This window comes from Nocardioides halotolerans DSM 19273 (genome assembly GCF_000422805.1).
GTDB lineage: Bacteria > Actinomycetota > Actinomycetes > Propionibacteriales > Nocardioidaceae > Nocardioides > Nocardioides halotolerans.
The window spans coordinates 43,428-69,423 of sequence record NZ_AUGT01000027.1; the positions used below are offsets into that span (position 1 = coordinate 43,428).

Below are 25,996 nucleotides of genomic sequence, written 5' to 3' on the forward strand. Positions count from 1 at the left end.
GACGCGATCTTGAGCGGCTCGCTCGTCATTGCACTTCCGATCGCGGCTCTGGCCGGTCTGCTGTCGTTCTTCACGCCATGCTCGCTGCCGCTTGTTCCCGGCTATTTGTCCTACGTCGCCGGTATCGCCGGCCAGGAGTCGACGGTCACTCGCGAGCTGCGAGGCGAGCCGATCGAGACAGGGCGTAGACGAGTGCTGGCCGGGTCGCTGCTCTTCGTATTGGGGTTCGCCGCCGTCTTCACCAGCTACGGAGCCCTTTTCGGCAGTCTCGGCGGAAGGTTGGTCGAGCACCAGGACGCGATCATCCGTGTGGCAGGCGTCATCACGATCCTGTTGGGGCTGCTTTTCGCTGGCCTGGGGGACCGGATCCCGGGTCTCAACGCGAGTATCCGGCCACGACTACGACCCCGGGTGGGCCTCGCCGGTGCGCCCATCCTCGGTGCCGTGTTCGGCGTGGGCTGGACTCCTTGCATCGGACCGGCGCTAGCCGCGGTGCTCACCTTGGCAACGACGTCCGCAACCGCAGGTCGGGGAGCGCTCCTCTCGCTGGCCTACGCGCTCGGACTTGGCACGCCGTTCGTACTTGCTGCGCTCTCCCTCACCCGCGCGATGCGCGTCTTCTCGTGGATGCGGAACCGCACACGGTGGGTCAGCATCGGTGGCGGGGTGGTCCTGATCGTGGTGGGGGTGCTCCAGGTCAGCGGCGTCTGGTCCGAGCTCGTGGCTCGGCTGCAAGCCGTGATTGCGGCTTGGCAGCCTCCCATTTGAGCCAGTTCGGGCGATTGAGGTCGCCGGTCCTGCGCACTGTTTGTGGCGCTAGCCAGCCGAGGAGCGGCTCAATCGCGGAAAAGGCCGTGCTGCTGCATCGCGGCGTAGGGGTCGACGGGGTCGCCGCCGCCGGGACGGACCTCTACGTGAAGGTGAGAGCCGGTGACGTTTCCAGTCGCTCCGACGGTGCCGATGACGTCACCACCTCGCACCGTGTCGCCGACACTGACGCTGAACGACGTCTGGTGGCAGTACCAGAGCTCAGTGCCGTCATCGAGGGTAATGACGGTCTTGTTGCCGTAGGGGCCGTCGTAGCTTGCTGCCGTGACCACGCCGTTGGCAATCGCGTAGATCGGGTCCCCGGTGTCGCCGTTGAAGTCCAGGCCGGTGTGGTAGCTCGACCAGAGTCCGTACTGACCGAACGTCGCCGTGAGGTTGACCGAGGACAGGGGGTACTGCCAGAGGTTGAGCTCGAGGAAGGCGGCCTGCTTCTCGGCGTCGGCCGCGATTTGCGTCAGGGCGGTGCTGCGATGGCCCGCAAGATCCTCGACCGACCCGGGCGTGCCCTGGTGTGTCTTGTTGCGATCGGCCGCGCGGTACGAGTTCCGGGTCACGACCTCACCCCGGTCGGCAACGGCCCTGCCGATGTTGCTCGAGCCACTGAGGGCCGAGGCGGGCTCTGGCCCGCTGGCGACGGTGCTGACTGGCAGTTGGTCGCCCGTCGTTAGAACGCCGCCTATCGACACTGCGAGGGCAGCGATGCCGAGTAGCACCGGTGCGGAGGGGAGCGCTTTTGAGAGTGGACCACGGGAAGAGGCGTGCTTGATCGCGCGGCGCCTGCCGGGCTGGACTGGCCGATCGTTGACGTACGTTGCCGCCTCTGCCTCTGGCCGCCACCGGTCGATCGTGAGCCGCGCGGTGTCCTCAGCTTCGAAGGAGGTGGTCTGGTCGACCGGTTCGAGAGACGCGAGTACATCTTCGACACTGGCTCGTCTGTCGACGTCGTCCCGATATGTCGATACCTCCGAGGATTGCGGCACCGACGCCCGACGCCTTCCGACGTATGACTGCCTGTCCGCCTCCGCCCGGATGTCCGCCGCGAGGAGGCTCGATGTCGTGCTACGAGAGTCAACGGGAACGTTGGCCGCCCGTCGTCCTGGAGCGTGGGAGGTCGCTGCGCCGGCGCGTGCCGGTGAAGGCACGTCTGCTCGGTGCTGACCCACGGATAGACCTCTTGTGAACGCATCGGGGGCGGTAGGCGAAGCCCGACCATAACGGATTGGCAACGGCCCCGAAAATTCACTGCGGACAGGGACTTGCGCTTGCTCGGCGTATCCACACGGCACTGCTGCGGTCGTGCGCGGTGAGATTGAAACGCGGTCCGATCGCTTCTCCGTGGCGTCATCTCGTAGTCACGTGCAAGGCGTGCGACGACTGTTGGCAGGTCGTCTGCGTAGGAGACGTTTCGCGCGACCACTCCATCGAAAGGAAACCTCGTGCGAAACCCACGTCTCGCGCTCCTGGGTGCGGGCCTGCTTGTAGGTACCGCCGCCCTCGGAGCCGGAACCGCGGCCGCTGTGCAGGTCGGCTTCACCGACGACCGCTCTGCTGTCCTCGCGTCCCAGATTGACCCCTCCAAACCCCGCAACGTCATCCTGTTCATCGGCGACGGCACCGATGACTCCATGATCACCGCCGCCCGCAACTACGCCCTCGGGGCGGACGGCCGCTTCGCCCTCGACGAACTGCCGTTCACCGGCGCCATGACAACCCACGGCCTCAAGGTCGGGCCTGGCCCGGACTACCAGAAGGCCTACGTCTCGGACTCGGCGCCGACGGCCAGCGCCTGGTCGACCGGCAAGAAGACCGTCGACAGCCGCGTCTCCCAGGGACCCAGCACGGCGGACAACGTCCCGGGTCAGGACTACGAGACCGTGCTCGAGAAGTACGAGAAGCAGGGCAAGCTCACCGGCAACATCACGACGTCCGAGATCACCGACGCCACGCCGGCCGCAGCCGCCTCGCACATCAACCTGCGCGCTTGCCAGGGCCCGACGGACCTCACCAACTGCCCGACCGCAAAGAAGTCCAACGGCGGTAAGGGCTCCATCGCTGAGCAGCTCGTCGACTCCGGTGTCGACGTGCTGATGGGTGGCGGCAAGAACCGCTACGACCAGGTGACCGACGCTGGTCCGACGGCGCTCACCTACGCCACGACCACCAAGGGTTACCGGCTCGTGCAGGACAAGGCCGCCATGGACGGCATCACCTCGCTGCAGGGTGGCCCAGTGCTCGGTCTGTTCACCGGCGGCAACATGACGCCGATGTTCGCACCGCTTGTCGCCGCCCCACCGCCCGGAACAGGAGGGCCTGACGCTCAGTGCCTTCCCTCCGTACGCGGCAACCAGCCGACGTTGTCGGAGATGACGACGAAGGCCATCCAGCTGCTGGACAACCCGAATGGCTTCTTCCTGCAGGCTGAGAGCGCCATGGTGGACAAGCAGGAGCACGCGTCCGACATCTGCGGCGCGATCGGCGACCTTGTCGAGCTCGATGCGGCGGTCAAGGTGGCTCTGGAATACCAGAAGACCCACCCGGACACGCTCATCATCGTCACAGGCGACCACTCCCACTCCACCCAGATCGTCGGTGGAAACACCGACGGAAAGCAGGTCGCCACGCTCAGGACCGCCGACGGCGACCCGATGACGGTGGCCTACTCGACCAGCGACGCCGGCTCGGACCACACCGGTTCGCAGATCCGGGTAGCCGCCAAGGGTCCGCAGGCAGCGAACGTGACGGGCACGATCGACCAGACCGACCTGTTTCTGACGATGCTGGGTCGCACACCGAGCACTCTGCCGGGTCCGGGTACGCAACCCCCGGCACCGCTAGCGCCCAAGGCTAGCGTCGTGGCGACGGACAACAAGATCAGTAAGTCGGACCTGAGGAAGAAGGGGCTCCGGGTCGTGGTCGCCGCAGCCGGCGCCACGAAGGTGACGGTGACCCTCTCGCAGAATGGCGCGATCCTGGACGCCAAGGCACTTGGGAGCGATGGGGGGACCGCCAAGCTGAAGGGGAAGGCCGGCCCGGGCAGCGTCACCGTGACGGTCACGGCCGTCGGGCCAGGCGGGACCGTCACCGACACCGACATGGTCAAGGTCAGCAAGTAAGAACCTGCGAGGCACCACGACGACGGGTCGGCATCAGGGACTGGCGCCGACCCGTCGTCCGCGCAAGGGACCCGCAGGCCATGTGGGCATGGGTCAGCGTCCTGCACGACCACCCTCGTAGAGCGACCCCGGGCGGCGACGTCTCCTAGCAGGGACGGGATGGATCCGCGTGCGACCCGTCCGCGCCGCCGAACAAACGCCGCAGTCGGCGGTGGCGATGCGCGAACAGGCGAGGCACGAGCCAGCCGAGCACGAGACCGAAAGGAGCGAACCTCGGACGATACGACAGTCGGTCGCTGACTCGACACGAGGTGCTGCTCGTGCGTTCGACGACGCGCTCGTGCTCCCAGACCGAGGCACTCATCATGCGGGACCGCTCCAGAAAGCGGTGTCCAGGCTGTAGTTCGACGATCGTGAGGTCGTCGTAGTCGATCGGCACCACGCCGAACAGAAGTAGCCATGACCGGAACAGCCGCTCACCGAGCTGGATTCGATCAGCCGACAGGCTGCCCGCTCCCTTTGGAAAGGTCATCCGCATCAGGGGCATCAACTCAGCGTTTACCCCGGCGAGATCCGTCGCGTGCTCCCATACCCGCTCGGCAGGGGCACTCAGGTCGGAGCGGACCTCGAAGGTTCGGCGCCCGGCCTGCCGGGCCGTGTCGTCCTGCACGGCCGTCAATCTTCGTCCATGAGGTAAGCCGCCACGTCAGGGTGCTGACGGCTCGTGTGCCAGGGGAACACCCATCGGAAGAGGCTGAGGCCCGGGCGCCGGCACCAGCACTCACGTGCGCAGTCGCATCGCCTGGCACCCGCTGCCTCCGCCACCTTGTTGCCAACCGCCAGTAGCAGGTAGCCGCCGAGCCCAAACAAGAAGAGTCGCTTCACGAGAGAACCTCCACCAACTGCTCCAGGCTGGGCGATCCAGCCAGACCCTGCGGTGTCGAGTAGACCCGGCAAGCCAGTCCGATCTGCTCGTGACCAGTCGCGAACGGATCCCTGCCGTCGACAAGGACCGTCGGTGACCCGGTGAACCCCGTGTTGGCAGCGTCCTGCGCGGTCTCCACTTGGCGCAAGCGCACGGTGAGATCGTCCCGCCCCACCGCCTTGAGCGCCTGGGCTAGGCGTTCCTCGGCCACCTCCCAGTTCGGGCAGCCATCGAAATAGAGCAACTCAACTTTCATGACCACCATCCACGCGCGCGGGCCGGCTACCCATGCCTCAGCAGTATCCACCCCCTACCCGACGGCCACCCCGGCTCGCCTTCGACCGGACGGCAGGGAGGGCGGCTCCGGAGTGACCGGCCCATTGATGAGCGACCTCGGCAACCTCTGTCAAGAACAACCGCCCGTCAGGTGAGGTGACCTGATGCAGCAGGCGTGGCGCTAATATCGCTACTCTGCCGCTGTGACCGGCGCCGGAGCGTCCCTGTCGACCGTTGCGGTGCCGAAGGCGCCCGTGCCGCCCGCGAGTGCGCCGGCCGCTGCGACCACGATGGCCGCAATACAAACTGGTTGTTTCATCCGCGTCCCCTTGCTCTCTTGCGTCAACCATCGCCTTGTCGTGGCCGGCGCCTTCCGGGAGTGACCTAGTTGGCCGCTCGAATGGAACTGTCCGGGCACGCCGTGGATCTCACTCGTTGCGCAAGAGGGGTTCGATCTCCTGCGTGAACTCAACCGTTCAGCGGTACGCGCCGCGCCAGGCGGTGGCAGTGTCGGCGTCGTAGTAGCGAGTAAAGCCGCTGCATGCCTCGGCGACCAGGCCGCGGTCGGCGTCCGTCAGGGAGCGTAGTTGGCCGCTGACGAGTAGTCGGGTGCCGGTGCGGTAGGCGGGCGGCGTCGACTCGAAGGCATCGACCTCCGGCGGAATCATGTCGACGGTCACGGTGTCGGTGTCGCCACCCGCGAACCACTGATTCACCGTGAAGGACACCGCCACGTAGGCGCCGTCATCGGAGTCCTCGTCTCGAGCAGGACCGATCTTTGTCACAGTCCCGTCGAAGGCGAAGGACGACGTCTGCCGGAGGGTCTCCAGCGAGTACGAGGTGGTGCAGCGCAGGAGCGCGGGCGCAGGTAGGGCGCCCGACGGAGAAGGGGCCACGGGTGCATCCGGGGTGCGTGATGACGGTGACGGCACCACCCGGACGGGGCTGTCAGTGGGACCACGCGGATCGTCGAACACTCCGGCGACCCCGAGTGCCAGGGCGACCGAGGCGGCGACCAGGACCGCGCCGCCGACGGCGAGCCGGACTCGCTGTACACGAGGCAGATGAGGAGCGCTTCGACCATTCTGGGCTCGGGCGAGCACGACGGAGGGATCGGGTAGGCGGGGTGCGCGTGCGGCCTCCTCGCTGAACATCTCCTTGAGCTCGTCTTCGAGGTATCGGGTCATGACAACTCTTCTGATCTTGATGGTCCTGTTGACTAGACAGGCAACGCAATTGGTCGAGAGCGCGCGATGCCAGCGATCGCACCGAGCCGGGTCTGATGCCCATCGCCTTCGCGATCGAGGCGTCGTCGAGGTCGCAGTAGTAGCGGAGGACCAGCACGGCGCGAGACCGCGGAGAAAGCGCGTCCACCATTGCGCGGAGACTTTCTCGGTCGGCGTGGGCTACGGCGTGGTCGGGAGCGCGGCTCCGGATCAGGGACTGGTTCATCCGGTCCGGTGACAACGGCTGCTCGGCCGAGGAGCGACGTCGATGCCAGTCGATGTTCCGGTTGACCAGCATCTTGCGCATGTAGGCGTGCGGGTCCCGCGCCGATGACACCTTCCGCCAGCGGGCATAGGCCTCAGTCAAGACCGTCTGGGTCAGATCCTCGGCCCGGTGACGGTCGCTCGTGAGGACGTAGGCCAGCCGCAGAAGGTCCTGACCACGGCTAGCCACGTACTCCTCGAAGTCCACGTCTGCTTCCACCCCGCTAAGCCGGAAGAATCACTCTCCACTGCTTAGACGCATCCAAGCTGCGGATGCGCTGCAGACTCTGAAACCAAGTCACGCCCGGCTGGCCCTCCACGGCCCTTGCTAGACGGCGCTCTCGAGCATTGGCGTGCGAAGGCCAGGCCCAGTTGACACCTGATGCTCACGCGAGGATTAAAACCCTGTCCACTAACGGTCCACATTGGGTCCGCCCGAGTCGGTAGTGAACGGGTATCCTGAGACCGGAAGCGAGGGCGAATCCCTCACCACATCGAGTGAATCGGTAACTTCCGGCCCGAGACCGTAGTCGTCGCAATGCCCCTGATTGCGTCCAGAGGTCGCAGGTTCAAATCCTGCCCCCGCTACAAAGAGAACGTCAGGTCAGAGGCCGTCTTCCGGAGTTTGGAGGCGGCCTCTCACCTTGTCGGCCGGTCGCGGACTTGTTGGAGTCACTCCCAGCCGTGCCGGGCCAGGCTCAGGTCAATCCGCGAGCGCTTCATCGGGGTCTCCTCGGACTCCAGCAGTTCGACGGCCCGCCCGTCGCGACAGCTCGACGGGGTGCCGTCGGTGCGGACGACGCGCCACCAGGGGACCGCGGCGTCGAGCAGGCTCACGGCGCGGCCGACCTGGCGGGGGTGGACGCCGAGGACGTCGGCGAGGTCGCCGTACGTCGCGACCCGGCCGGCGGGGATGGTCGCGACGAGGTCGCGGACGCGGTCGGTGAGGTCGGGGCCGTCGTCCGGCGCGGGATAGGTGATCCGGTCGCCGGCGACGACGGCGGTCTCGTTGAGCTGGGCCGCGCGGGTCGAGGTCGGCGACATGATGTGGGAGACGGCGGCGCCGGCCACGAGGAGCGCGTCGGTGATGAGGCGGCGGTGGCAGCGCCACGGCACCGCCTCGCTGCACATGATCGCCGGCCGGCCGTGGGCCGCGAGGTCCAGCAGCACGGCCAGGCCCTGCGCGAACTCGTCGGTGGCCATGTGGTCGGCGTAGTCGCGGAAGGCCTTCACCCGCCAGGCGCCGTTCTCGGTCGGTATGCCGGCGGGCGTGTGCCGCCGGCCGCCGAGCTGGGGGAGCCAGCGGTAGTCGAGGTCGCCGGGCAGCGCGGCTTCGATCGCGTCGCGGTTCCACTGGGGGAAGGTGCGGGAGGACGGGAAGGCGCGGACGTCGACGAGGTGGGTGACGTCGTTGGCGCGCAGCATGGCCAGCACCTCGTCGAAGGAGCGGTTGGAGTGTCCGATGGTCAGGACGGCCCTGTTCGCGTCCGTCGGCGCGCTCCTCTGGCTCGGCCGATCCGTCACGAGGGTCCTGGGGCGGTCAACGTGAGCGCCTGCCGCTGCCGGTGGACGGTCAGGTAGCTCAGGCCGTCGGACCCCGCGGTGAACTGGCGACGCGACCGGCGCGGTAGCCAGACCAGCGCGCCGGCTTCGAGCGGGACGGTGTCCAGCTCGGTGGTGAGCTCGCCCGACCCGGCGAGCACGTGGATCAGCACGTCGAGGTCGGGCCCCGTGTGCGCCTCGATGGTGCCGCCGGCCGGCAGCCGGATGATGTTGGAGTCGAGGTCGCGGCGCCGCGTCTCGAGCTTCCACGCCGCACCCGCGTCTCCGGGCTCGGACGCGGTCGACGTGACGGCGAGGGTGTTGCACAGCACCCTCGGCAGCGGGCTGGACGCCAGCTTGGTGATCTGGATCCGCCACTCCCGCGGGCCGCGCTCGAGGTAGTCCCAGCCGTAGCTGCCCCGGTGCTCGGCCTCGAACTCCTCGCGCAGGTGGAGCGGGTTGTGGTTGTTGACCAGGACGAAGGACTCACCACGCGCGAGACCGTCGTAGACGGAGAAGATCGTCGGGTGCTTGTCAGGCTTGCGAAGCGGTCGTACGTCGAGCACCTCGGTGGTCACGTCGGAGTCTCCCTAGTTTCTACAAGTGAATGTTGTGTAAACTCTAGCCCGTGACCTACGTGATCGCGCAGCCGTGTGTCGACGTGGTCGACCGCGCGTGCGTCGACGAGTGTCCCGTCGACTGCATCTACGAAGGGCGGCGCAGCCTCTACATCCAGCCTGATGAGTGCGTCGACTGCGGGGCGTGCGAGCCGGTGTGCCCCGTCGAGGCCATCTACTACGAGGACGACCTGCCTGCGGGGCTCGGAGCGCACCTGACCGACAATGCCGCGTTCTTCAGCGACACCCTCGACGGCCGACCGGCGCCGCTCGGATCGCCGGGTGGTGCGGCCAAGGTCGGGCCCCTCGGTGTCGACACGCCGCTGGTCGCAGGGCTGCCTCCTCAGGGTCCGGGCGATGCCTGATCGGCGCCGCGAGGTCCTCGAGGCGCTCCGGTCGAGCCGCTCGCCGCTGAGCATCCTCGCGATCGCGAACCGCCTGGGCCTGCACCCCAACACCGTCCGGTTCCACCTCCGGGCTCTCGTCGGGGATGGCCGGGTCGACCAGGTGGAGGCGGCGCGTGGCGCTCCCGGACGTCCCGCACTCCTGTTCCGTGCGCACGTGGGGATGGACCCCGCGGGCCCGCGCAACTACCAGCTCCTCGCGGGCGCGCTCGCCGGCGTGCTCGGCGCCGGCCCCGACCCCGCATCCGTCGCGGTCGAGGCCGGCCGCGCGTGGGCAGGCCGACTGATCGAGGGCGACGCCGGGGACGCCGCCCGGGTCACCCCCAGCGCTCCCGCCAGCGACGAGCAGGCCACCGGTCGGATGGTGGAGATCCTGGACGAGCTCGGCTTCGCACCCGAGCGCGACCCGGCGGGAGCAGGCCCGATCGGGTTGCGCCACTGCCCCTTCCTCGACCTCGTCCCGGAGCATGCGGCGGTCATCTGCCCCCTGCACCTGGGCCTCATGCAGGGCGCACTGGGTGCCATGGGGGCCGGGGTCACGGTGACCCGTCTCGAACCCTTCGCCGAGGTCGACCTGTGCCTGGCACACACCGGGACGGCCGACTCCAGGGAGGCTCCGCGGTGAGCGCCTCGACGATGCTGGCGACGGCCGTCCTCTTCGTATGGCTGGGCATGGTGCTGGCGATCTCGTTCATGGAGACCCCGCTGAAGTTCCGCGCGCCCGGCGTCACCGTCCAGCTCGGGCTCGGCATCGGGCGCCTGGTCTTCCGCGCGCTCAACGCGGCCGAGCTCGTGCTCGCATCCGTCCTGGTGATCGCCCTCGTGGTCGCCACCCCACCGGCGCGCGTGGTGACGGGCGCGGCCGTGGCCGTCGTGGTCCTGGCCGCGCAGGTGGCGCTGGTGCGGCCGGTGCTGAGCAGGCGCTCCGACCGCGTCCTGGCCGGCGAGAGCCCGCCGCGATCAAGAGCGCACTACTGGTACGTCGGTCTCGAGCTGGTCAAGGTGGTCGCGCTCCCCGTCACCGGCGTGATGCTCATGCACCTCTGACCCCAGCGGATGTGCCGTCGGCCCCGCCTCAGTGCGGCGCCAGCATGGCGGGCAAGTTCGCCGGGTAGACGTACCCGTCGTCCCAGAACGCGTTGTAGCCGTAGTGCCGGTAGACCCTGCCGTGGTAGGTGGAGTCAGCGATGAGCGCGGGGTCGTAGGGGGGCGCAGCGGCGACGTGCTCGCGGTCGTGGTCGATGGCTACCTCGTGCTCGCTGATCCTGGTGATCGCATCGACAGGGATGAACGAGGTGGTGTGTCCGAACCCGAGGAACCCGCTGTGCTCGACCAGCAGGAAGCGAACTCGCTGCTCCTCGTCGTCGATGAGCAGGTCGTGCACCCTCCCGATCGGCTCACCGTCCTTGTCCGTGACCGAGCGGCCGCGGATGTCGTCGGTCGCCGGCGTGATCGTGTTGCCGGTGTCGCTCAGCTTGTGGATGGAGGAGCTGGCGGAGAGCGTCATGGTGGGTCCTTCGTGAGGTGGTGGAGAGCTTCTGGAGTGCGAGTCGACCCGCGGTGGTGTCGTTGGTGAGCCAGCCAGGCCCGCGGGGACGGGTCACCAGTCCGGCCGGCGCCTCGAGGTCAACCGCACTGACCGGCCAGGAAGCCGTGGGCGTCGGTGACGGTCTGCAGAGGCGAATGGTGGGGTACGAGGTGCGCAGCGCTACCGGCGGCCTCGCCCGGGGCGCGCACCGAAGCTGGGACAGGTGCCCGACCGACACCGGTGATCGACTTGTTCGTCGCGGCCGGGGTCGGCTCGGGCGGCGTCGTCCGTTCGAGGAAGCGAAGCAGCTCCACCGGGAAGGGCAGCACCAGCGTCGAGTTCCGCTCAGCGGCGACTTCGACCACCGTCTGGAGGAGCCGCAGCTGCAGTGCTGCCGGATGCTCCGCCATGATCTCGGCGGCCTGAGCGAGCTCCTCGGAGGCCTGCAGCTCGCCGTTGGCGGTGATGATCCGTGCACGCCGCTCACGCTCGGCCTCGGCCTGACGTGACATCGAGCGCTTCATCGACTCCGGCAGGGCGACGTCCTTGATCTCGACGCGCTCGATGTGCACCCCCCACCCCAGCGCGGGGCTGTCGATCATCAGGGCCATGCCCTGGTTGAGCTGTTCCCTGTCCGACAGGAGGTCGTCGAGGTCGCTCTTGCCGATGATCGAGCGCAGCGAGGTCTGGGCGACCTGGCCGATGGCCGCGAGGTAGTCCTGGACGTCCACAGCCGCTCGGACTGGGTCCATCACGCGGAAGTAGACGACGGCATCCACGCGAACGGTGACGTTGTCACGGGTGATTCCGTCCTGGGCCGGGACCGGCATCGTGATGATCTGCATGTTGACCTTCTGCAGCCGTTCGACGAACGGGATCAACAGGGCCAGGCCCGGTCGTCGCGGCTCGGCGAGGACCCGTCCCAGTCGGTACACCACACCGCGCTCGTACTGCTTGATCACTCGAAGGCTCGCGCCGACGACGCCGGCGCCCACGGCACCGAGAACCAACAGGCTCCACAGCAGCAACGTCATGGCTTCTCCGTTCCCTGGACCCGCGGGCGACCGCTCCCGACCGCCGGGGAGAGCCCGCGCCGACCTTGTGCGGCGCGGTAGCCGAGGGGTCGGCTCTGCAACCCACTGTGCCGCGATCCCCGGGCCGATCGTGAGGGGGTACGTCGGCGACTGTCCGAGCCGCTTGTTTCCGCTGACCGGCAACTCCGGGCACGTCGACACCGACACCGCTCGTCGGTCAGGCAGGCAGACCCCAGCGCGGTCGGGCCCCGTTGCATGGTCTCGGCAACGAGGCGGCCCACATGTCGGCCGATCTCGGTCACTGACGACCGGCGTGGTCTCGCGGCACGGTGGGGTGGTGACGATCGAGGCAGGGAGCGGCGCCCGGTGAGCACGCGTCGAGTCGGGCGGATTGCCGCGTTGTCGTCGGGCGTCGTCGGTCTGGGGGTGGTCCTGGTCCTCCTCCCGGCCGGGCTGGTGGTCCTGCTACCGCTCTTCGCGGTTCTGGTCGCTGTCACGTCGCCGAACGCGCTCCGCGTCTGCCGACGAGGGCTTGGATCACTGCCGCGCCCGACACCGGACCAGCTGGACGCATTGGCTCGGTCCATGGCGTACGCGAGCCCGATGTACGTCCCGTTCGAGCTGCCCTTCGATCTTCGCCTGCTCACCGACGACGAGCTGCGCAGCGCCTGGGTCGACAGCGAGGCAGCGCTGCGGCGTCCTCCCAGCCCGGGCGCCCTGCTGGCTGCCGTCGAGGAGCGCGGGCGATACCTCAACGAGCTCGCGAGGCGACAGCCGGGTCTCCTCGGAGCGTGGCTCGCGTCCGATGCCGGCGCACCGGACGGTTCCCTGCCGTTCGCGCCCGGGTGTCGGCTCGAGTCGACACAGATCGACTGGGACCAGCTCACCGGCGGGCAGGCGACCGAGCGATGACCAGGCTCGAGCGCATCTCCGTCGAGCAGGGCCAGAGCCTGTGGCTGGACAACCTCAGCCGTCCCCAGCTGCGCGACGGCACGTTCGCCCGTCTGGTCGCTGCCGGGATCCGGGGGGTGACCGCCAACCCGACGATCATCGCGCGCGCGATCGAGTCCTCGGACGCCTACGACGAGCAGTTCGAGTCTCTTCTCTCCGCCGGCTGCACGGTCGAGGAGGCCTACTGGGAGCTCGTGATCTCCGACGTCGTCCGAGCGCTCGAGCTGTTGAGGCCCACGTTCGACCAGAGCCATCGCGGCGACGGGTTCGTCTCGATCGAGGTCGCACCCCGCTGGGCACACGACACCGACGCGACCATCGTCGCCGCCCGGGCCCTCCACGAGCGCATCCGAGAACCGAACCTTCTCGTCAAGATCCCAGCGACCGACGAGGGGGTCCGCGCCATCGAGGTGATGATCGGGGAGGGGCGGAGCATCAACGTGACCCTGGTGTTCTCGTTGCGCCGCTACGGCAACGTCCTCGACGCCTACCTCTCCGGCCTCGAAGCACTGGCCAGGCGCGGTGGCGACCTCTCGACCGTGCAGAGCGTCGCCTCGTTCTTCGTCAGCCGGGTCGACACGGAGGTCGATCGGCGGCTGGACGCAACGGGTGGTCAGGCGGCGCTGAGGTTGAGGGGCCGGGCCGCGATCGCCCAAGCGAAGCTCGCATACCAGCTCTTCCAGAAGGCCCACTCGAACGCGCGCTGGGAACGGCTCGCCCACCAGGGTGCGCGAGTGCAGCGGCCGCTGTGGGCGTCGACATCGACCAAGAACCCGAGCTGGCCCGACACCCTGTACGTCGACAGCCTCATCGGTCCCGACACCGTCAACACCCTTCCCGAAGTCACGTTGCACGCGTTCGTCGACCACGGCACCGTGGCCCGCACGATCGACACCGGCGTCGAGGACGCTCTCGCCCTCATGGGTGCGCTCTCGACGGTGGGCATCGACATGGACGACGTCGGCCACACGCTGGAAGAACAAGGGATCGCCGCGTTCGACGCCTCCGTCGCGCACGTCCTGGGCACGCTCCGGGCCAGGTCGCGCGCATCGAGGACGACCCTCGCCAGCCCGAGACCAGGGCGTCCGAGTAGGCACGCATCGGAGTCCGGACCATCGACTGCGGGTGCGTGAGCACGCCGGCTGGTCACGTCAACACAAGGACAGGGGTCAAGAATGACAGTCACCGCGTACGTGGTCGGGTTCGTCCTCATGGCGATCGCGACCATGACCGTTCTCGTCGTCGGGACGCTCGGCGCCGCCGACCTGCTCCACCGTTCTCGCACAGGCAAGCCAGGCCGACGTGCACGCGACGCACATCCCGACGCCGACACTGAGCGAAGCGCCGACCTCGTCGACACCCTCATGCCGCTGGGGTCCAGCCTCGTGTTTGTCTCGAAGCTGGACCCGCCCCCGGAGGACGACCCTCACAGCGATCACGACGACCCACCACACGATCGGGCCGCCTGAGATCCTCCATGGGCCGACGCTCGCCTGTGGTCAGGCACTCGGTCCGGCCCGATGGTGCTCGGCCAGGTCGTCGGCCGTGAGCCGCGTCAGCTCGGGGGCCGGGAAGGGGTCCAGCAACCGCCAGCCGAGCTCGAGAGTCTCGGCAATGGTTCGTCTCGTGTCGCCCTGGTCGAGGTAGGTCGCCTCGAATGCAGAGGCGAAGGCGAGGTAGCGCTGGTCCTCCTGCGGCAGGCCGCTCTCGCCCACGATCGACATCAGGCGACGGACCTCGCGGCCGCGCGCGTAGCAGGAGTACAGCTGGTCGGCGAGACCGCGATGGTCCGCTCGGGTCTTCCCTGCGCCGATGCCTGCGTTCATGAGGCGAGACAGGGAAGGCAGTACGTCGATCGGTGGTGCGACGCCCGTCCGGTCGAGATCACGCGAGAGCACGATCTGACCTTCGGTGATGTAGCCGGTGAGGTCGGGGATCGGATGGGTGATGTCGTCGTCGGGCATGCTGACGATCATCAGCTGGGTCAGGGACCCGCTGCCGCCGCGGACCCGGCCCGCCCGCTCGTAGAGGGAGGCGAGATCGGTGTACATGTACCCCGGGTAGCCGCGCCGACCGGGCATCTCCTCCCGTGCAGCCGAGATCTCGCGAAGCGCTTCGCAATAGGCGGTCATGTCGGTCATCACCACGAGCACGTGCAGCTCCAGCTCGAAGGCGAGGTACTCGGCCATGGTCAGGGCGACGCGGGGTGTCAGCAGCCGCTCGATGGTCGGGTCGTCGGCCAGGTTGAGCAGCAGCACACTGCTCGAGGCGGCATCGGCGGAGAACTCGGTGCGAAAGAACGCCGCCTCGCGCCTGGTGACGCCCATGGCGGCGAAGACGACCACGACCTCGGTGGCGTCGTCGGGCGCTCTCGTCTGAGCTGCGATCCGGGCGGCGAGGGCGTTGGCGGGCAGGCCGGCACCGGTGAAGATCGGGAGCTTCTGGCCGCGGACCAACGTGAGCAGGCCGTCGATGGCCGAGACACCCGTCTCGAGGAACTGGTCGGGGTGGGCGCGAGCGATCGGGTTGAGCGGGAGCCCGTTGACGTGGCGATAGTCCTCGGGGACAGGCTCCGGACCGTGGTCGCGCGGCCTACCCATGCCGTCGAGCACGCGGCCGAAGTAGTCCTTTCCGACACCGGTCGAGGCGGCTCGGCCCCGGGTGCGCACGGAGGTCGTCCGGCGGCCGACGCCCACGGTGCCACCGAACACCTGCACGACAGCGAGGGACTCGTCGAGCTCGAGCACCTGTCCTTCTCGCACCACACCGTCGCCGGTGTCGACCTCGACCAGCTCGCCGTACCCGACGCCGTCCATGCCGGTCGCGACGATGAGCGGGCCCGCGATCCGCGTCACCGTGCGGTGGCCGACGATGAACGGGGTCGTGCCTTCCTGGGTGGTCACAGCAGCTCCATCTCCTCGGCAACACGACGGGTGAGGTCGCGAGCGGAGTCGTCGACGCGACCTGCGGGCCAGCGCCGCATCTGACCGAGCTCGGTCAGGACCGACGCGCCGACGATGTCGGGGACGGCCACGCCCCGTGAGAGCGCTGAGCTCATGGCGCCGTCGGCGGCGTGCAGGACGCGGAGCATGGCGAGCAGGCGGTCGGGCGGGCAGGTGGCGTCGGCGGGATCGAACGAGGACTGCTGGAGCAGGTCCTCGCGCAACGCCTGGCCGAGGCGGAGCGTGATCCGTTGCTCGGCGGCTATGGCTTCCACCCCGAGCAGCGAGACCACTTCCTGGAGAGAGCCTTCGTCCTGCAGGGTGGCGGCCGCCCATCGCCTCAGCCGGGACCAGTCGTCCGCGACCTCGCAGTCGTACCACCCGTCCAGGTCGTACTGGGAGAAGCTCCGCAACCAGTTCACCGCCGGAAAGTGGCGCTGCCTGGACAGCGTCGTGTCGAGGGCCCAGAAGCAACCCGCGAGGCGAAGGCTGTGCTGGGTGATCGGCTCGGAGAAGTCGCCGCCGGCAGGCGACACGGCGCCGACGATCGTCACCGATCCGTTGCGTTCTGGTGTGCCCAGGCACTGGACCGCACCGGCCCGTTCGTAGAAGCCGGCCAGCCGCGTGGCCAGGTAGGCGGGGTAGCCGTCCTCGGCCGGCATCTCCTCCAGCCGGCTCGACACCTCGCGAAGGGCCTCACCCCACCTGCTCGTCGAGTCGGCCAGCATGGCGACGTCATAGCCTTGGTCGCGGAAGTACTCGGCGACGGTGATCCCCGTGTAGATGCTTGCCTCCCGCGCGGCCACCGGCATGTTGGACGTGTTCGCGACCATGACGGTGCGTTCCATCAGCGATGCACCGTTGCGCGGGTCGGTCAGCCGAGGGAACTGCTCGAGGACCTCGGTGAGCTCGTTTCCGCGCTCGCCACATCCGACGTACACGACGACATCGGCGCTGGAGAACTTCGCCAGCGCCTGTTCCATGACCGTCTTGCCGGTCCCGAAGCCGCCGGGGATGATCGCGCTCCCGCCGCGCGCGACGGGGAAGAGCAGGTCGAGGACCCGCTGACCGGTGTTCAGGGGGACGGTGAGGGGCAGTCGGCCCGCGACGGGCCGCGCGCGGCGCAGCGGCCAGCGGTGCATCATCGTGACGGGGTGCCCGTCGATGTCGACGACGGGATCGAGCACCGTCGCGGGGCCGGGACGCACCGCGGTGACGGTGCCGCTCCACCCGGTTGGAACGAGCACCCGGTGCTCGAAGGCGCGACCCTCCGTGACCGTCCCGAGCAGATCTCCCGGCGTGACCTCGTTCCCCACGGCGGCAGCCGCCTGGAAGTCCCACAGGCGGTCTGGATCGAGGCGCGGGGGGTCCGCGCCCCGGGCGATGTAGTGACCGCTCTCGGCTCCGAGGGACTCGAGCGGGCGTTGGGTGCCGTCGAGGATGGCGCCGAGCAGCCCGGGGCCGAGCTCGGCGTACAGCGGTTCGCCCGTCGCCACCACCGGCTCGTCGACCCGGAGCCCGGTGGTGTCCTCGAAGGCCTGTACGACCACCAGGTCGTCGTCGATCCTGATGACCTCCCCGAGGATCCTGTCTGTGCCGATCCGGACGACGTCGAACAGGCGGGTGCGGGGCAGGCCCGCGGCGGTGACCACCGGCCCGGAGACCTTGACCACGCCGCCGGTGTCGCTCGGCACCTGCCCCGTCATGACGCGTCGTCCCTTGGAGTGAACGTGATCTGGTAGCCGACCGCTCGGGCGAGCAGATCGCGCAGCCCGGTCTCGCGGGCCTCGGCGGCAGCGCTGCCCTCGTCGGGAAGGCCGAGGATGAGCGGCGACGACCGTCGCGTCCACGTGTCGCGGGTCTGGCTCGCGACGGCCGACCAGAGTGCGGCGTGCACTGCGACGACCGCGGCCTGGCCGCCTTCGATCGCCGCGTTCACCGCGGCGATGGTGTCCTCCGCGTCGACGGCGGCGACCGTCCGTGCTCCGCCGAGGCGGTAACCGCTGGCGGTGGCAGCTGTCGTGACGACAACGACGTCAGTCATCTGGGTTCTCACACCTGCCTCGGCCGCTCCTCATGCCACGAGGAGATCTCGTAGGTCGTGACCGGCGGTTGCGCCGGCGAGGAGCAACCGAACCGTGCGTGCCTCGCACTCCGCCGCGACGACGTAGCCCACCGCCACGTCTGCGCCGAGGGGGTCACCGCGACGGAGGTCGCGTACCGCCTGCCGCCAGAGCGCCGCGTTGAGGTCCCACTCCAGCGCGGTGAGCTCGTTGTGGCGGGGCAGGCGGTCGAGGGCTGCTCCCCAGCCCGGACGCGCCGCCAGGACGCGGGTGTGGTCGCCGTCACGGGCGGCCAGCAGCGCCGGCAGGGTGAGCAGCCCCGGAGGGAGCAACCGTGGCGGATCCCGCATGGGATCTCGCAGGACCGCGAGCAGGTTGGCGCGATCGCACTCCGCGCGGACCAGGTCCAGCACCGGTCGAGCGGCGCGGCCGACCCGACTCAACGCGGCGGTCCAGCCGCCGATGGCGGTGGAGGCCACCGTGGCCTCGAGCTCGTCGTCGTCCGCGTTCAGCTCGTACCTGTCCCAGGCAGCCGGGAGCGCGCGTGCAGTGACGGGGTCCGGGAGGTGTTGAGCTGCCAGGCGCAGGGCGGTCGTCGGGCCGTCGCCGGCGGCGAGCTCGGCAGCGGCTCGGACGTCGAGGACACCGACGGCCAGGACCGCAGCCAGCCGTCGGGGAGCCGGCTGCCCCGCGCGGGCGCCACGCAGCAAGGCAAGCACGTCGTGCAGGTCGTGACGGGCGAGCAGGACGCCGACCACGCTGTGAGCGGTGCCGACGTAGCACCCCCGCACCCCACGAAGGAGGTCGCAGAGCCGCTGACCGGCCGCGCGGAGGACCAGACCGGCGTCGGCGTCGCCGGCGTTCAGCTGGGGACGGTAGAGCGTCGCGGCCAGCCTCTCGCGGGCGGCCTCGAGAGGCATGCCCGCGAGGCGGTCGTACTCGGTGCGGTCCAGCAGTGCCGGCAGCCGCGCGCGCAGCCGTGTGTTGCCGGCGACGAAGTCGGGGCGACTCGTCACGACTGGCCCCAGGCGCCGCTCAGCCGGACGCGGGTGGCCGGCCAGATGTTGGCCAGCCTGCTGAGGTAGGTGTTGTCGACGTAGCGTCCGGCGTCGTCCTCGACCGTGGCGCCCCCGACCGTCAGGTCGGCGATCAGCTCGATCGAGATCTTCGACCGCAAGGCGTCGGCATCGGCCGGGTGCACGTGAACGGTCGTTGCGTGCGGCAGGGCAGCCAGTGCCTCCTCCACACAGGCACGTGCAGCAAGCGCGCCTTCCGGGCTGCCCGGCACCTCCAGCAGCCGCTCGGCAGCGAGAGCGCGCACCGTCTCGAGCGCGTCGTCTCGCGCGGTGCGGGACGCGAGGCGGGCGCTCGCGCGGGCCGCGGCCAGGATGTCGTGCGCCTCCTCGAGGGCTGCGGTCTCGGCCGTGGCAAGCCTCTCCTCGCGAGCCCTGCCTGCTTGGTCGTTGGCCTCGGTCATGATCCGCGCCGCCTCTCGGCGCCGGTCCTGTTGGGCCTTCTGGTGCGCTGCGGTGCCTTCTTCCTCGAGCGCGTGGAGCAGGTCCTGGAGCGGCATCACGCGCCCCCGAGGAGGAGGATGATCATGGCGGCGACTGCGAACCCGAGGATGACGAGAGTCTCCGGGATGGCCACGAGCAGGATCGCGCGGCCGATCAGCTCTGGCTTCTCCGCGACCGCCCCCATCGCGGCGGCGCCTATCCGCGCCTGGGCATAGCCGGTGGCCAGGGCCGACAGTCCTACGGCGAGGCCTGCGCCCAGGGCGATGAGACCAAGTTCCATGACAAGCTCCCTCTCAAGAGGATGACCCGGCCGGGACCGGCTGCGGGATCGTGCGATCGACGGCAGGGGGCACGGCGCCGCGGCCGGCTCCCACGGTGAGGGCGACAGCGCCACCGAGCGGCGAGAAGAGCCGTCCGCCGCCCTCGTGGAACTGTCCGAAGAACTCCACGTAGTGGAGTCGGAGCGCCTGGATCATCGGACTGAACGCCGCGAGCGTGAGGTTCAGTGCGTGGAACAGGGTGGCGGTCAGGACGCCGAGGAGCAGCGGACCCCTGGTCCCCAGCTCGTTGGCGACCTCTGCCAGGTAGGTCGAGGCGAGCCCCAACGCGGCGAGCCGCAGGTAGGACAGGACGTTGCCGAGCGTGCCGAGCAGCTCGAGCGGTCCGGTCAGCAGCCCCAGTGCACCCTGGGTTGCGCTCGCCAGCACCAGACCGGTGATGACCAGAACCGCGGCGAGGAGCGCGACGTCTGCCGGCGATCCCGCACCGCGCGCACCGGCCAGACCGGCGACACCGGCCAGTGCCAGCAGCGTGCCCGTCTTCGACGCAAGCTGACGGCGCCGGTGTCGACGGACCGCGGTCCACGCCCCCAGCAGCAACCCCAGGGTGACGTGGACGAGGCCGACCGCCAAGGAGAAGAGGAGCAGTGGCTCCAAGGCGGTCGGCCCACCCCGGTAGACCCACAACGCGGGCATGCCGACGCGGTGCCCCAGGCTGCCGAGGGCCTCGCCGTAGAGGAGGCCGAACAGCATCGCCCAGGCGCCGCCGAGCGTCAGGACCCGTCCGACCGCACCGCGGGTGCTGTCGTGTGCCCCGTGCGTCCTGAGCCACCACGCGGCAGCAACCATGACGGCGCCGTAGACCACGTCGCCCACCATGATCCCGAAGAAGATCGGTAGCACCAGCGCCATCAGTCCCGTGGGGTCCAGGCCACCGCGCGCTGGCCAGGACAGGAAGCCGACCAGCTGCTGGAAGGGCTGCCAGCCGGGGCGGTTCCGGAGCAGAACTGGTTGGTCTGAGGCCAGGTCTCCCTCGACGAGGTGCTCGACCGCGACCGTCGGCCCCGCTCGCTCCGTCAGCGTTCGCTCGATCATCGCCGCTCGCCGAGCCGGCACCCACAGCCTGAGGCGGAACGTGCGAGCGGACACGTCGGCCCGCTGGGCAGCCACTAGACGTTCGGCGCGCATTCGCAGCGACTGCGCGGTCACGCGCAACGGCCCCACGGCAGGTGAGAGCGCATCGACCAGGAGCCCCTGGACTCGCATCCGCTCCCTGGGCAGCGCTGCCAGGCGCTCGCGCATGGCTTCGATGGTCGCCCGCAACGACCTGCCCGCGAAGTCAGCTGGCACGCCGACCTCGGCGATGCGCTCCTGCCCCAGCAGTGCGTTGACGCCGGACAGGTCGTCGCGGCGCAGAACGAGCAGGCAGCCGACCGGGGTCCCGGGCCCGGCCGTCGCGTAGGCCAGCAGGTGCGCCCGTCCGAGCAGGTCCGCCAGGTGGCGCGCCAGCTCGCGGACGACTCGCAGGTCCGGGTCGTCGAGCACCAACGCCATGCTGGCGAGACCCAGGTTCGCCAGCTGCCGGTCGTTCAGGCGGCCCAGCTCCGGCACCAGAGGCTGAACCGCGTCCAGGGCGGCAATGGATCTGGGAAGGGTCTCGGCCTCGTTGCGCAGGTCCTCGGCCTCGGCCAGCAAGGCCACCACCACGGGCTCGAGCCCGTCGAGGGTGGTCTGCAGGACGTCATCGCTCATCGGGGACCCGCTTGCCGGCAGGTCGACCAGGGCGCAGAGAGCGTCGGCGCGCGCGATGAGGTCGGTCAGGCCCGGAGGAGCGCCACCCGGCTCTACGAGGGCCACGACCTCGGCCAGGCGCAGCTCCTGCAGGACCGACAGCACCTGGTCCAGGGCCGGCCTCATCGCGATGACCTCGAGCTGCGTGAGCGGAACCATCATGGTCGGTTCACCGCCTCCGGCCCGGGGCCGATCCCGGCAGCGAGCACGGTGGCCACCACAGCAGCGACGTCCTCGTCGCGGCGTCGGGCGGTGAGTGCGGTCAGGTCCGCCGCGCGGTGGGTGCCCGCCTCGATCACACGACCCGCCTCGGCGCGGGCGTCCGCAAGGATCACCTCTGCCAGCCTCCGCGCATCGCGCTCGGCCTCCTCGGCCGCCTCGGAGACGACCTGAGCGGCCTGTTGGTGTGCTCGGGCCACCTCGACGCGGGCTTCGTCGGCGGCGGCGAGCCGGGCCTCGATCGACCTCTCGAGCTGAACCACCAGCTCGTGGGGAGTGGACGGGCCGGCCGCTGGGTCGGGCGGTGTCCGACTCATGCACGACCCTCCGACCCCGTCAGACTGTTTCGTGCGGCGCCGCGGGACGCGCGCCGGGCGCGAGCCCGTCTCAGCCGGCCGTGCTCCTCGCGCTCGCGCTCGTCCAGGGTCAGCACGATCCGGCGGGTCTCATCGTGCAACCGGGGCAGCACGACGTTCTCCAGGCCGTTGACCTGCTTCGTGGTGCGCGCGATCTCCGTGGCCAGACGCCGGATGCTCAGCTCGACCGCGCACAGGTCGAGCATCGAGTCCAACAGCTCCTCGTAGGCCAGCGCGACGCTGTCGAGATGGGGCGACGCCAAGGCCGGGGCCCACCCGCGGTCCTTGGGGTCGCGGCGGGCCGGCGCGTGGCGGAGCTCGACCACGCGAACGCCGGCAACCGAACGCGATCGCAGCTCCGCGCTGATACCGGCCTCGGCCGACAAGGCGCCCGACGCGAGCGGCTCCGGTCCGCAGACCGCGACCCCCTCGTCGAGACGTCGTCGGGCTTCGATCGAGCGACGCCGCAACAGCACCATGCCGTTGAGGATCTCGGCCCCGTGTTGACCGAACTCCTGGACGAGTGCTGCTCTCTTGTCCTTGAGCAGGTCCCGACCCTGGGAGACGAAGGCGGCTCGCCGACGTCGGTCGAGCAGCTCGCTCCGGGTGGCGACAAGGGACTGCATGGCACCCTCCCGGTTGCTTGATCGGACACCGCCAAGGATCGGTGCTGGGTTGCCTCAGCCGTGAGGCAAGCCATCGGCGAAGGTTGGTGGCGCTGGTTGCCGGTGGCAGGCAACGGAGGGCGAGGAGATCGCGGGGCAGCGCGTGTGCCTCGCACTGGCGGATGGTCAGGATCGGACGCGACCACCCACACGATCGCGTCCGGGGTCACCTCGATTGCCGAGTACAGGCAACGACGCCGCCGGAAGTTCGCCGACGCCATGGCTGTGCCGTGGCAGCAGCCACCGAGCACTCTTGTCCGATGGAGGCCCGTGAGGCACCTGATCCGGCTCTGTGGCGTCCACGCCCGGCCATCGCGGTCCGGAAGGGTGCCTTACCAGTCGGTCCGGAGGAACAGTGACACAGCCGTGCGACGTGCAGGTGCGAAGGATCTACGACGTTCCCTCCGTCGAGGACGGGATTCGCGTGCTGGTGGATCGACGATGGCCCAGAGGCGTGAGCAAGGCACGCGCAGAGCTGGACGAGTGGTGCGACGAGATCGCACCCTCGGATGCGCTGCGGAAGTGGTACGGGCACTCGCCAGACAAGTTCGAAGAGTTCGGGGCTCGCTATCGAAGGGAGCTCGAAGAACCGGAAAGGGCGCTGGCGCTGCGCCACTTGCGGCTGATGACCGCTCACAGTCGTCTGACGCTGCTCACCGCCACGAAGCGCGCGGAGATCAGTCAGGCCGCGATACTCGCCGAGATGTTGCGCGCGTGACGCTGACCGGTCCTCGACGATGTCCTTGCCGGAATCGGGACTCTGTCGTGTACTGAAAGACAGTTGCGGGGCTGATGGACGGATGTGCGCTTGAAGAGTGGTCGATCCAGAGGTGGGCGCTCCCCGTCCAAGCCCGGTCGGGGGCCGGGTCCGGACCAGGACTGGTTGGCGCGTGTCGCCGAGGGCGCCAGTCACGACGCGGGAGGTGTCTCCAGCGAGTTCCTCGGGGACTACCTGCCGATGCTGGCCGATGCAGCCACCTTCGGGCACTTCCCGGGGCGAGCCCAGCTGGAGGCCGTGCGTCTCCAGGGTCGACGGGCTGCCGAGGAAGGAGTGGCTGCAGGCAGAGGCATCGACCTCTACCTGTCCGCGGCTCGTCGTGTGTGGAACGAGCTCCCGGCGGTCGTTCGAGAGCGTGACAACAAGGCGGTGCGGGCCGCCGCGGCGGCCGTCCTGCAGGTCGTCGACGACGCCGTCGCGTCCTTTGCGGACGGTCATGCCGAAGCCGGGCGCGAGCTGGTTCGCCGAGAGGAGACCCTTCGGCGCGAGCTCGTGGACGACCTGCTCCGGGGAGACGCACACCTCAGCCAGCTCGTGGAGAGAGCGGAGCCCTTCGGTCTCGACCTGACCCGCGCCCATCAGGTCGCCCTGGCTCAGCCCTCGCAGCGGCTCCCATCGATCACGGCCGCGACCAGCGCCCTCGAACGGGTCGTGCTGGACCGGTTCGGCGACCGAGACGTGCTGGTGGCAACCAAGGAGGGTCTCGTGGTGGTCCTGGCGTTGGCCGAGGCCACCGGGGCGCCTGCGACCGCGGAGGCTCTGGCGCCGACCGGTGACCTCGGCAAGATCGTCCACGGAGAGCTCAACCGGCTGCGACGGGGGTCTCCCTGGCGGGTGGCGGTGGGCCGCGCGCACCCGGGTGCCTACGGGATCGCACGCTCCTACGAAGAGGCCCGCGAGGGGCTGGCGATGGCGAGCCGCATGAACCTGGACAGGCCGATCGTCGAGATGAGGGACGTCTTGACGTATCGGGTCCTCGCACGGGACCAGCCGGCGTTGGTGGACCTGGTCCACTCCGTCCTGTGTCCCCTCGATCAGGCGCGCGGCGGGGCCGGCCCACTCGTCGAGACCCTCCAGACCTACTTCGAGTGTGGATGTGTCGCGACGGCGGCGGCCTCCAAGCTCCACCTGTCGGTCCGGGCGGTGACCTACCGGCTCGACCGGGTCAAGTCCCTGACGGGATTCGATCCGTTGGACCCTGCCCATCGCTTCACCCTGCAGGCCGCGGCTCTCGGTGCAAAGCTGCTGGGCTGGCCCCAACGCCCCTTGCCCCACCCGGAGTCCGCTTCGTAGCCCTACACGCCCGCTCGGGAGGCAAGGTGCGCTCCCGCCCTGCCGAGCCGTGCTCGGACGAGCCCGTTGCCGAGCGTCGGCAAGCGCGTGCGCGGATGTTCGCCGACCCCTCGACTGCCCGGGGCTGCGGTGATCGGTGACTCTGGACCCTTCCGAGGCTCGCTGCGCAAAGGGTGTGGAACGGCGTTCCGCACGGTGCGGCTCCGCACGTCGTGCTGCCTCACGGAAAGGAGCCTCCATGTTGCTAGGGCACGCTCGCTCGCGCCAGGACGCGTCTCCGACTGCTGATGGCCAGCAGATCGAGAGCCGCTCAGACCCGCGTTCGCCGACGGGCGGTCCGCGGTCGGAGCCGTCTTCCTGGTCCCAGACCGAGAGCCAGCCGGCCGGGCAGGCCGATCAGGAACCTGAGGCCACGGCCTGGGACCTGGTCGACGAGTGGGGCGCCCAGTCATTCCCCGCCAGTGACCCACCCGCGAACTGGTGACCGAGCGATGTGGCCTCCTCGCTCGGTCGCAGCCGTCGAGCTCCTGAGTCCCGTCCTGGTGAGGGGCTGCTGCCGGTGACGTCCACGAAGGCCCACGCCCCGGTCTCAGGGCCGTCGCCGGCGCCGTTGGGACGTTCGATCGTGCGGGTTCTCACCACGACGGACCACAAGGTGATCGGCAAGCTCTACCTCGTCACCTCGTTCTGCTGGTTCCTGATCGGCGGCGCGATGGCGATGCTGATCCGCTCCGAGCTCGCCTACCCCGGCCAGCAGGTCGTCAACGACGAGCTCTACAACCAGCTGTTCACCATGCACGGCACGATCATGCTGCTGCTGTTCGCGACGCCGCTGTTCTTCGGATTCGGCAACGCAATCATGCCGCTGCAGATCGGCTCGCCCGACGTCGCGTTCCCGCGGCTCAACATGTTCAGCTACTGGCTCTTCCTGATCGGCGGCCTCATCGCCGCCTCGGGCTTCCTGACCCCCAACGGCGCAGCCAACTTCGGCTGGTTCGCCTACACCCCGCTCAACGACGCGGTCCGCACCCCCAGCGTCGGCGGCGACCTGTGGATCATGGGCCTCTGGCTCGCCGGTCTCGGCACGATCCTCGGCGCGGTCAACCTCATCACCACGATCATCTGCATGCGCGCACCCGGCATGACCATGTTCCGGATGCCGATCTTCGTCTGGAACACGCTGATCACCAGCCTGCTGGTCCTGATCGCGTTCCCGGTGCTGGCTGGCGCGCTGCTCTCGCTCGAGGCCGACCGGCAGCTCGGTGCGCACGTCTTCGACGCGGCCCACGGCGGGGCGATCCTCTGGCAGCACCTGTTCTGGTTCTTCGGCCATCCAGAGGTCTACATCATCGCGTTGCCGTTCTTCGGCATCGTGACCGAGATCCT

28 protein-coding genes and 1 pseudogene are annotated in these 25,996 nt (G+C 69.4%); 11 read left to right on the forward strand and 18 right to left on the reverse strand.

Annotation, left to right across the window (positions count from 1 at the left end):
- The first annotated feature begins 9 nt into the window (after positions 1 to 9).
- Positions 10 to 768 (forward strand): cytochrome c biogenesis CcdA family protein, encoded by a 759-nt coding sequence (locus G514_RS0109115; protein ID WP_245582148.1) that lies wholly within the window; start codon positions 10 to 12, stop codon positions 766 to 768.
- A 68-nt stretch (positions 769 to 836) separates the two neighbouring features.
- On the opposite strand, the gene G514_RS29800 is transcribed toward G514_RS0109115, so the two are convergent.
- Positions 837 to 1,808, reverse strand: a complete 972-nt coding sequence (locus G514_RS29800; protein WP_211222095.1) for a M23 family metallopeptidase — start codon at positions 1,806 to 1,808, stop codon at positions 837 to 839.
- Positions 1,809 to 2,345: 537 nt separating this feature from the next.
- On the opposite strand from G514_RS29800, the gene G514_RS0109125 reads away from it, so the two are divergent.
- A complete protein-coding gene (locus tag G514_RS0109125) occupies positions 2,346 to 3,941 on the forward strand; it encodes an alkaline phosphatase (RefSeq protein WP_051247193.1) in 1,596 nt (531 codons plus the stop codon).
- A gap of 145 nt (positions 3,942 to 4,086) precedes the next feature.
- Here G514_RS0109125 and G514_RS25810 read toward each other — a convergent pair whose 3' ends face one another.
- The 6 genes and pseudogenes from G514_RS25810 to G514_RS0109150 all read right to left on the reverse strand — a co-directional run bounded on the left by G514_RS25810 (position 4,087) and on the right by G514_RS0109150 (position 8,752).
- The gene (locus G514_RS25810) at positions 4,087 to 4,611 is read right to left on the reverse strand and encodes an SRPBCC family protein (RefSeq protein ID WP_051247196.1); all 525 of its coding nucleotides are present in this window, start codon (positions 4,609 to 4,611) and stop codon (positions 4,087 to 4,089) included.
- A 211-nt stretch (positions 4,612 to 4,822) separates the two neighbouring features.
- Positions 4,823 to 5,122, reverse strand: a complete 300-nt coding sequence (locus G514_RS0109135) for a DF family (seleno)protein (protein ID WP_028651501.1) — start codon at positions 5,120 to 5,122, stop codon at positions 4,823 to 4,825.
- Between the two features lie 496 nt (positions 5,123 to 5,618).
- Positions 5,619 to 6,329: a hypothetical protein gene (locus tag G514_RS31080; protein WP_245582152.1), complete on the reverse strand. Its 711-nt coding sequence runs from the start codon at positions 6,327 to 6,329 to the stop codon at positions 5,619 to 5,621.
- Positions 6,330 to 6,384: 55 nt separating this feature from the next.
- Positions 6,385 to 6,852, reverse strand: a pseudogene (locus G514_RS31085) (SigE family RNA polymerase sigma factor); the annotation flags it as partial.
- A 452-nt stretch (positions 6,853 to 7,304) separates the two neighbouring features.
- Entirely contained in the window at positions 7,305 to 8,156 is an 852-nt protein-coding gene (locus G514_RS30895; RefSeq protein ID WP_084151922.1) for a DUF488 family protein, read from the reverse strand.
- Positions 8,153 to 8,752, reverse strand: a complete 600-nt coding sequence (locus G514_RS0109150) for a DUF2249 domain-containing protein (protein WP_028651503.1) — start codon at positions 8,750 to 8,752, stop codon at positions 8,153 to 8,155. The genes G514_RS30895 and G514_RS0109150 overlap by 4 nt, the downstream gene beginning before the upstream one ends.
- 50 nt (positions 8,753 to 8,802) lie before the next feature.
- On the opposite strand from G514_RS0109150, the gene fdxA reads away from it, so the two are divergent.
- Genes fdxA through G514_RS0109165 form a run of 3 tightly spaced genes read left to right on the forward strand, consistent with a single transcriptional unit; the run spans position 8,803 to position 10,242 of the window.
- Positions 8,803 to 9,156 carry a ferredoxin gene (gene fdxA / locus G514_RS0109155; RefSeq protein ID WP_028651504.1) on the forward strand — a complete coding sequence of 118 codons (354 nt, stop codon included), beginning with the start codon at positions 8,803 to 8,805 and terminating at the stop codon, positions 9,154 to 9,156.
- Complete coding sequence (locus tag G514_RS25820; RefSeq protein WP_036564259.1) at positions 9,149 to 9,820, forward strand: helix-turn-helix transcriptional regulator; 672 nt, start codon at positions 9,149 to 9,151, stop codon at positions 9,818 to 9,820. The genes fdxA and G514_RS25820 overlap by 8 nt, the downstream gene beginning before the upstream one ends.
- Positions 9,817 to 10,242: a hypothetical protein gene (locus G514_RS0109165; RefSeq protein ID WP_028651505.1), complete on the forward strand. Its 426-nt coding sequence runs from the start codon at positions 9,817 to 9,819 to the stop codon at positions 10,240 to 10,242. Before G514_RS25820 ends, G514_RS0109165 begins: the two co-directional genes overlap by 4 nt.
- A 28-nt stretch (positions 10,243 to 10,270) precedes the next feature.
- Here the strand turns inward: G514_RS0109165 and G514_RS0109170 are convergent, their stop codons facing one another.
- Positions 10,271 to 10,702: a PRC-barrel domain-containing protein gene (locus G514_RS0109170; protein ID WP_028651506.1), complete on the reverse strand. Its 432-nt coding sequence runs from the start codon at positions 10,700 to 10,702 to the stop codon at positions 10,271 to 10,273.
- A gap of 119 nt (positions 10,703 to 10,821) precedes the next feature.
- Positions 10,822 to 11,757 (reverse strand): slipin family protein, encoded by a 936-nt coding sequence (locus tag G514_RS25825; RefSeq protein ID WP_028651507.1) that lies wholly within the window; start codon positions 11,755 to 11,757, stop codon positions 10,822 to 10,824.
- Between the two features lie 585 nt (positions 11,758 to 12,342).
- Between G514_RS25825 and G514_RS31090 the strand changes: the two genes are divergently transcribed.
- Genes G514_RS31090 through G514_RS0109190 form a run of 3 tightly spaced genes read left to right on the forward strand, consistent with a single transcriptional unit; the run spans position 12,343 to position 14,177 of the window.
- Positions 12,343 to 12,669: a hypothetical protein gene (locus G514_RS31090; RefSeq protein ID WP_028651508.1), complete on the forward strand. Its 327-nt coding sequence runs from the start codon at positions 12,343 to 12,345 to the stop codon at positions 12,667 to 12,669.
- Positions 12,666 to 13,841, forward strand: coding sequence for a transaldolase (gene tal, locus G514_RS25830; protein WP_084151924.1), 1,176 nt, complete (start codon positions 12,666 to 12,668; stop codon positions 13,839 to 13,841). Before G514_RS31090 ends, tal begins: the two co-directional genes overlap by 4 nt.
- A gap of 42 nt (positions 13,842 to 13,883) precedes the next feature.
- Positions 13,884 to 14,177 carry a hypothetical protein gene (locus tag G514_RS0109190; protein WP_028651509.1) on the forward strand — a complete coding sequence of 98 codons (294 nt, stop codon included), beginning with the start codon at positions 13,884 to 13,886 and terminating at the stop codon, positions 14,175 to 14,177.
- 30 nt (positions 14,178 to 14,207) lie between these two features.
- Here G514_RS0109190 and G514_RS0109195 read toward each other — a convergent pair whose 3' ends face one another.
- Genes G514_RS0109195 through G514_RS0109235 form a run of 9 tightly spaced genes read right to left on the reverse strand, consistent with a single transcriptional unit; the run spans position 14,208 to position 22,500 of the window.
- A complete protein-coding gene (locus G514_RS0109195; RefSeq protein WP_211222096.1) occupies positions 14,208 to 15,611 on the reverse strand; it encodes a V-type ATP synthase subunit B in 1,404 nt (467 codons plus the stop codon).
- The gene (locus tag G514_RS0109200) at positions 15,608 to 17,356 is read right to left on the reverse strand and encodes a V-type ATP synthase subunit A (protein ID WP_028651511.1); all 1,749 of its coding nucleotides are present in this window, start codon (positions 17,354 to 17,356) and stop codon (positions 15,608 to 15,610) included. The genes G514_RS0109195 and G514_RS0109200 overlap by 4 nt, the downstream gene beginning before the upstream one ends.
- Positions 17,353 to 17,694 (reverse strand): V-type ATP synthase subunit F, encoded by a 342-nt coding sequence (locus G514_RS0109205; protein WP_028651512.1) that lies wholly within the window; start codon positions 17,692 to 17,694, stop codon positions 17,353 to 17,355. Before G514_RS0109205 ends, G514_RS0109200 begins: the two co-directional genes overlap by 4 nt.
- A gap of 30 nt (positions 17,695 to 17,724) precedes the next feature.
- Positions 17,725 to 18,729 carry a V0D/AC39 family V-type ATPase subunit gene (locus tag G514_RS0109210; RefSeq protein WP_028651513.1) on the reverse strand — a complete coding sequence of 335 codons (1,005 nt, stop codon included), beginning with the start codon at positions 18,727 to 18,729 and terminating at the stop codon, positions 17,725 to 17,727.
- A complete protein-coding gene (locus tag G514_RS30640) occupies positions 18,726 to 19,286 on the reverse strand; it encodes a V-type ATP synthase subunit E family protein (protein WP_169576366.1) in 561 nt (186 codons plus the stop codon). The genes G514_RS0109210 and G514_RS30640 overlap by 4 nt, the downstream gene beginning before the upstream one ends.
- Complete coding sequence (locus G514_RS0109220; protein WP_028651515.1) at positions 19,286 to 19,510, reverse strand: ATPase; 225 nt, start codon at positions 19,508 to 19,510, stop codon at positions 19,286 to 19,288. Before G514_RS0109220 ends, G514_RS30640 begins: the two co-directional genes overlap by 1 nt.
- Before the next feature lie 13 nt (positions 19,511 to 19,523).
- On the reverse strand, positions 19,524 to 21,404 hold the full coding sequence (locus G514_RS0109225; protein ID WP_157544679.1) for a V-type ATP synthase subunit I: 1,881 nt from the start codon (positions 21,402 to 21,404) through the stop codon (positions 19,524 to 19,526).
- Positions 21,405 to 21,457: 53 nt separating this feature from the next.
- Positions 21,458 to 21,835 carry a hypothetical protein gene (locus G514_RS0109230; RefSeq protein WP_157544680.1) on the reverse strand — a complete coding sequence of 126 codons (378 nt, stop codon included), beginning with the start codon at positions 21,833 to 21,835 and terminating at the stop codon, positions 21,458 to 21,460.
- On the reverse strand, positions 21,832 to 22,500 hold the full coding sequence (locus tag G514_RS0109235) for a V-type ATP synthase subunit D (RefSeq protein ID WP_028651518.1): 669 nt from the start codon (positions 22,498 to 22,500) through the stop codon (positions 21,832 to 21,834). Before G514_RS0109235 ends, G514_RS0109230 begins: the two co-directional genes overlap by 4 nt.
- 418 nt (positions 22,501 to 22,918) lie before the next feature.
- Between G514_RS0109235 and G514_RS0109240 the strand changes: the two genes are divergently transcribed.
- The 3 genes from G514_RS0109240 to G514_RS25835 all read left to right on the forward strand — a co-directional run.
- The gene (locus G514_RS0109240; protein WP_281167609.1) at positions 22,919 to 23,257 is read left to right on the forward strand and encodes a DUF488 domain-containing protein; all 339 of its coding nucleotides are present in this window, start codon (positions 22,919 to 22,921) and stop codon (positions 23,255 to 23,257) included.
- 165 nt (positions 23,258 to 23,422) lie between these two features.
- Entirely contained in the window at positions 23,423 to 24,610 is a 1,188-nt protein-coding gene (locus tag G514_RS0109245; RefSeq protein WP_245582149.1) for a PucR family transcriptional regulator, read from the forward strand.
- A gap of 559 nt (positions 24,611 to 25,169) precedes the next feature.
- Positions 25,170 to 25,996 (forward strand): cytochrome c oxidase subunit I (locus tag G514_RS25835; protein ID WP_036564315.1); only part of this gene is annotated, 827 nt, incomplete at its 3' end.

What these genes read in the sequence shown, in the direction of transcription:
- G514_RS0109135 (WP_028651501.1), bottom strand. Translation starts at nt 5,122, where the DNA reads ATGAAAGTTGAGTTGCTCTATTTCGATGGCTGCCCGAACTGGGAGGTG.
- G514_RS31080 (WP_245582152.1), bottom strand. Translation starts at nt 6,329, where the DNA reads ATGACCCGATACCTCGAAGACGAGCTCAAGGAGATGTTCAGCGAGGAG.
- G514_RS25820 (WP_036564259.1), top strand. Translation starts at nt 9,149, where the DNA reads ATGCCTGATCGGCGCCGCGAGGTCCTCGAGGCGCTCCGGTCGAGCCGC.
- G514_RS0109170 (WP_028651506.1), bottom strand. Translation starts at nt 10,702, where the DNA reads ATGACGCTCTCCGCCAGCTCCTCCATCCACAAGCTGAGCGACACCGGC.
- G514_RS25825 (WP_028651507.1), bottom strand. Translation starts at nt 11,757, where the DNA reads ATGACGTTGCTGCTGTGGAGCCTGTTGGTTCTCGGTGCCGTGGGCGCC.
- G514_RS31090 (WP_028651508.1), top strand. Translation starts at nt 12,343, where the DNA reads ATGGCGTACGCGAGCCCGATGTACGTCCCGTTCGAGCTGCCCTTCGAT.
- tal (WP_084151924.1), top strand. Translation starts at nt 12,666, where the DNA reads ATGACCAGGCTCGAGCGCATCTCCGTCGAGCAGGGCCAGAGCCTGTGG.
- G514_RS0109190 (WP_028651509.1), top strand. Translation starts at nt 13,884, where the DNA reads ATGACAGTCACCGCGTACGTGGTCGGGTTCGTCCTCATGGCGATCGCG.
- G514_RS0109200 (WP_028651511.1), bottom strand. Translation starts at nt 17,356, where the DNA reads ATGACGGGGCAGGTGCCGAGCGACACCGGCGGCGTGGTCAAGGTCTCC.
- G514_RS0109205 (WP_028651512.1), bottom strand. Translation starts at nt 17,694, where the DNA reads ATGACTGACGTCGTTGTCGTCACGACAGCTGCCACCGCCAGCGGTTAC.
- G514_RS30640 (WP_169576366.1), bottom strand. Translation starts at nt 19,286, where the DNA reads ATGCCGCTCCAGGACCTGCTCCACGCGCTCGAGGAAGAAGGCACCGCA.
- G514_RS0109220 (WP_028651515.1), bottom strand. Translation starts at nt 19,510, where the DNA reads ATGGAACTTGGTCTCATCGCCCTGGGCGCAGGCCTCGCCGTAGGACTG.
- G514_RS0109230 (WP_157544680.1), bottom strand. Translation starts at nt 21,835, where the DNA reads ATGAGTCGGACACCGCCCGACCCAGCGGCCGGCCCGTCCACTCCCCAC.
- G514_RS0109235 (WP_028651518.1), bottom strand. Translation starts at nt 22,500, where the DNA reads ATGCAGTCCCTTGTCGCCACCCGGAGCGAGCTGCTCGACCGACGTCGG.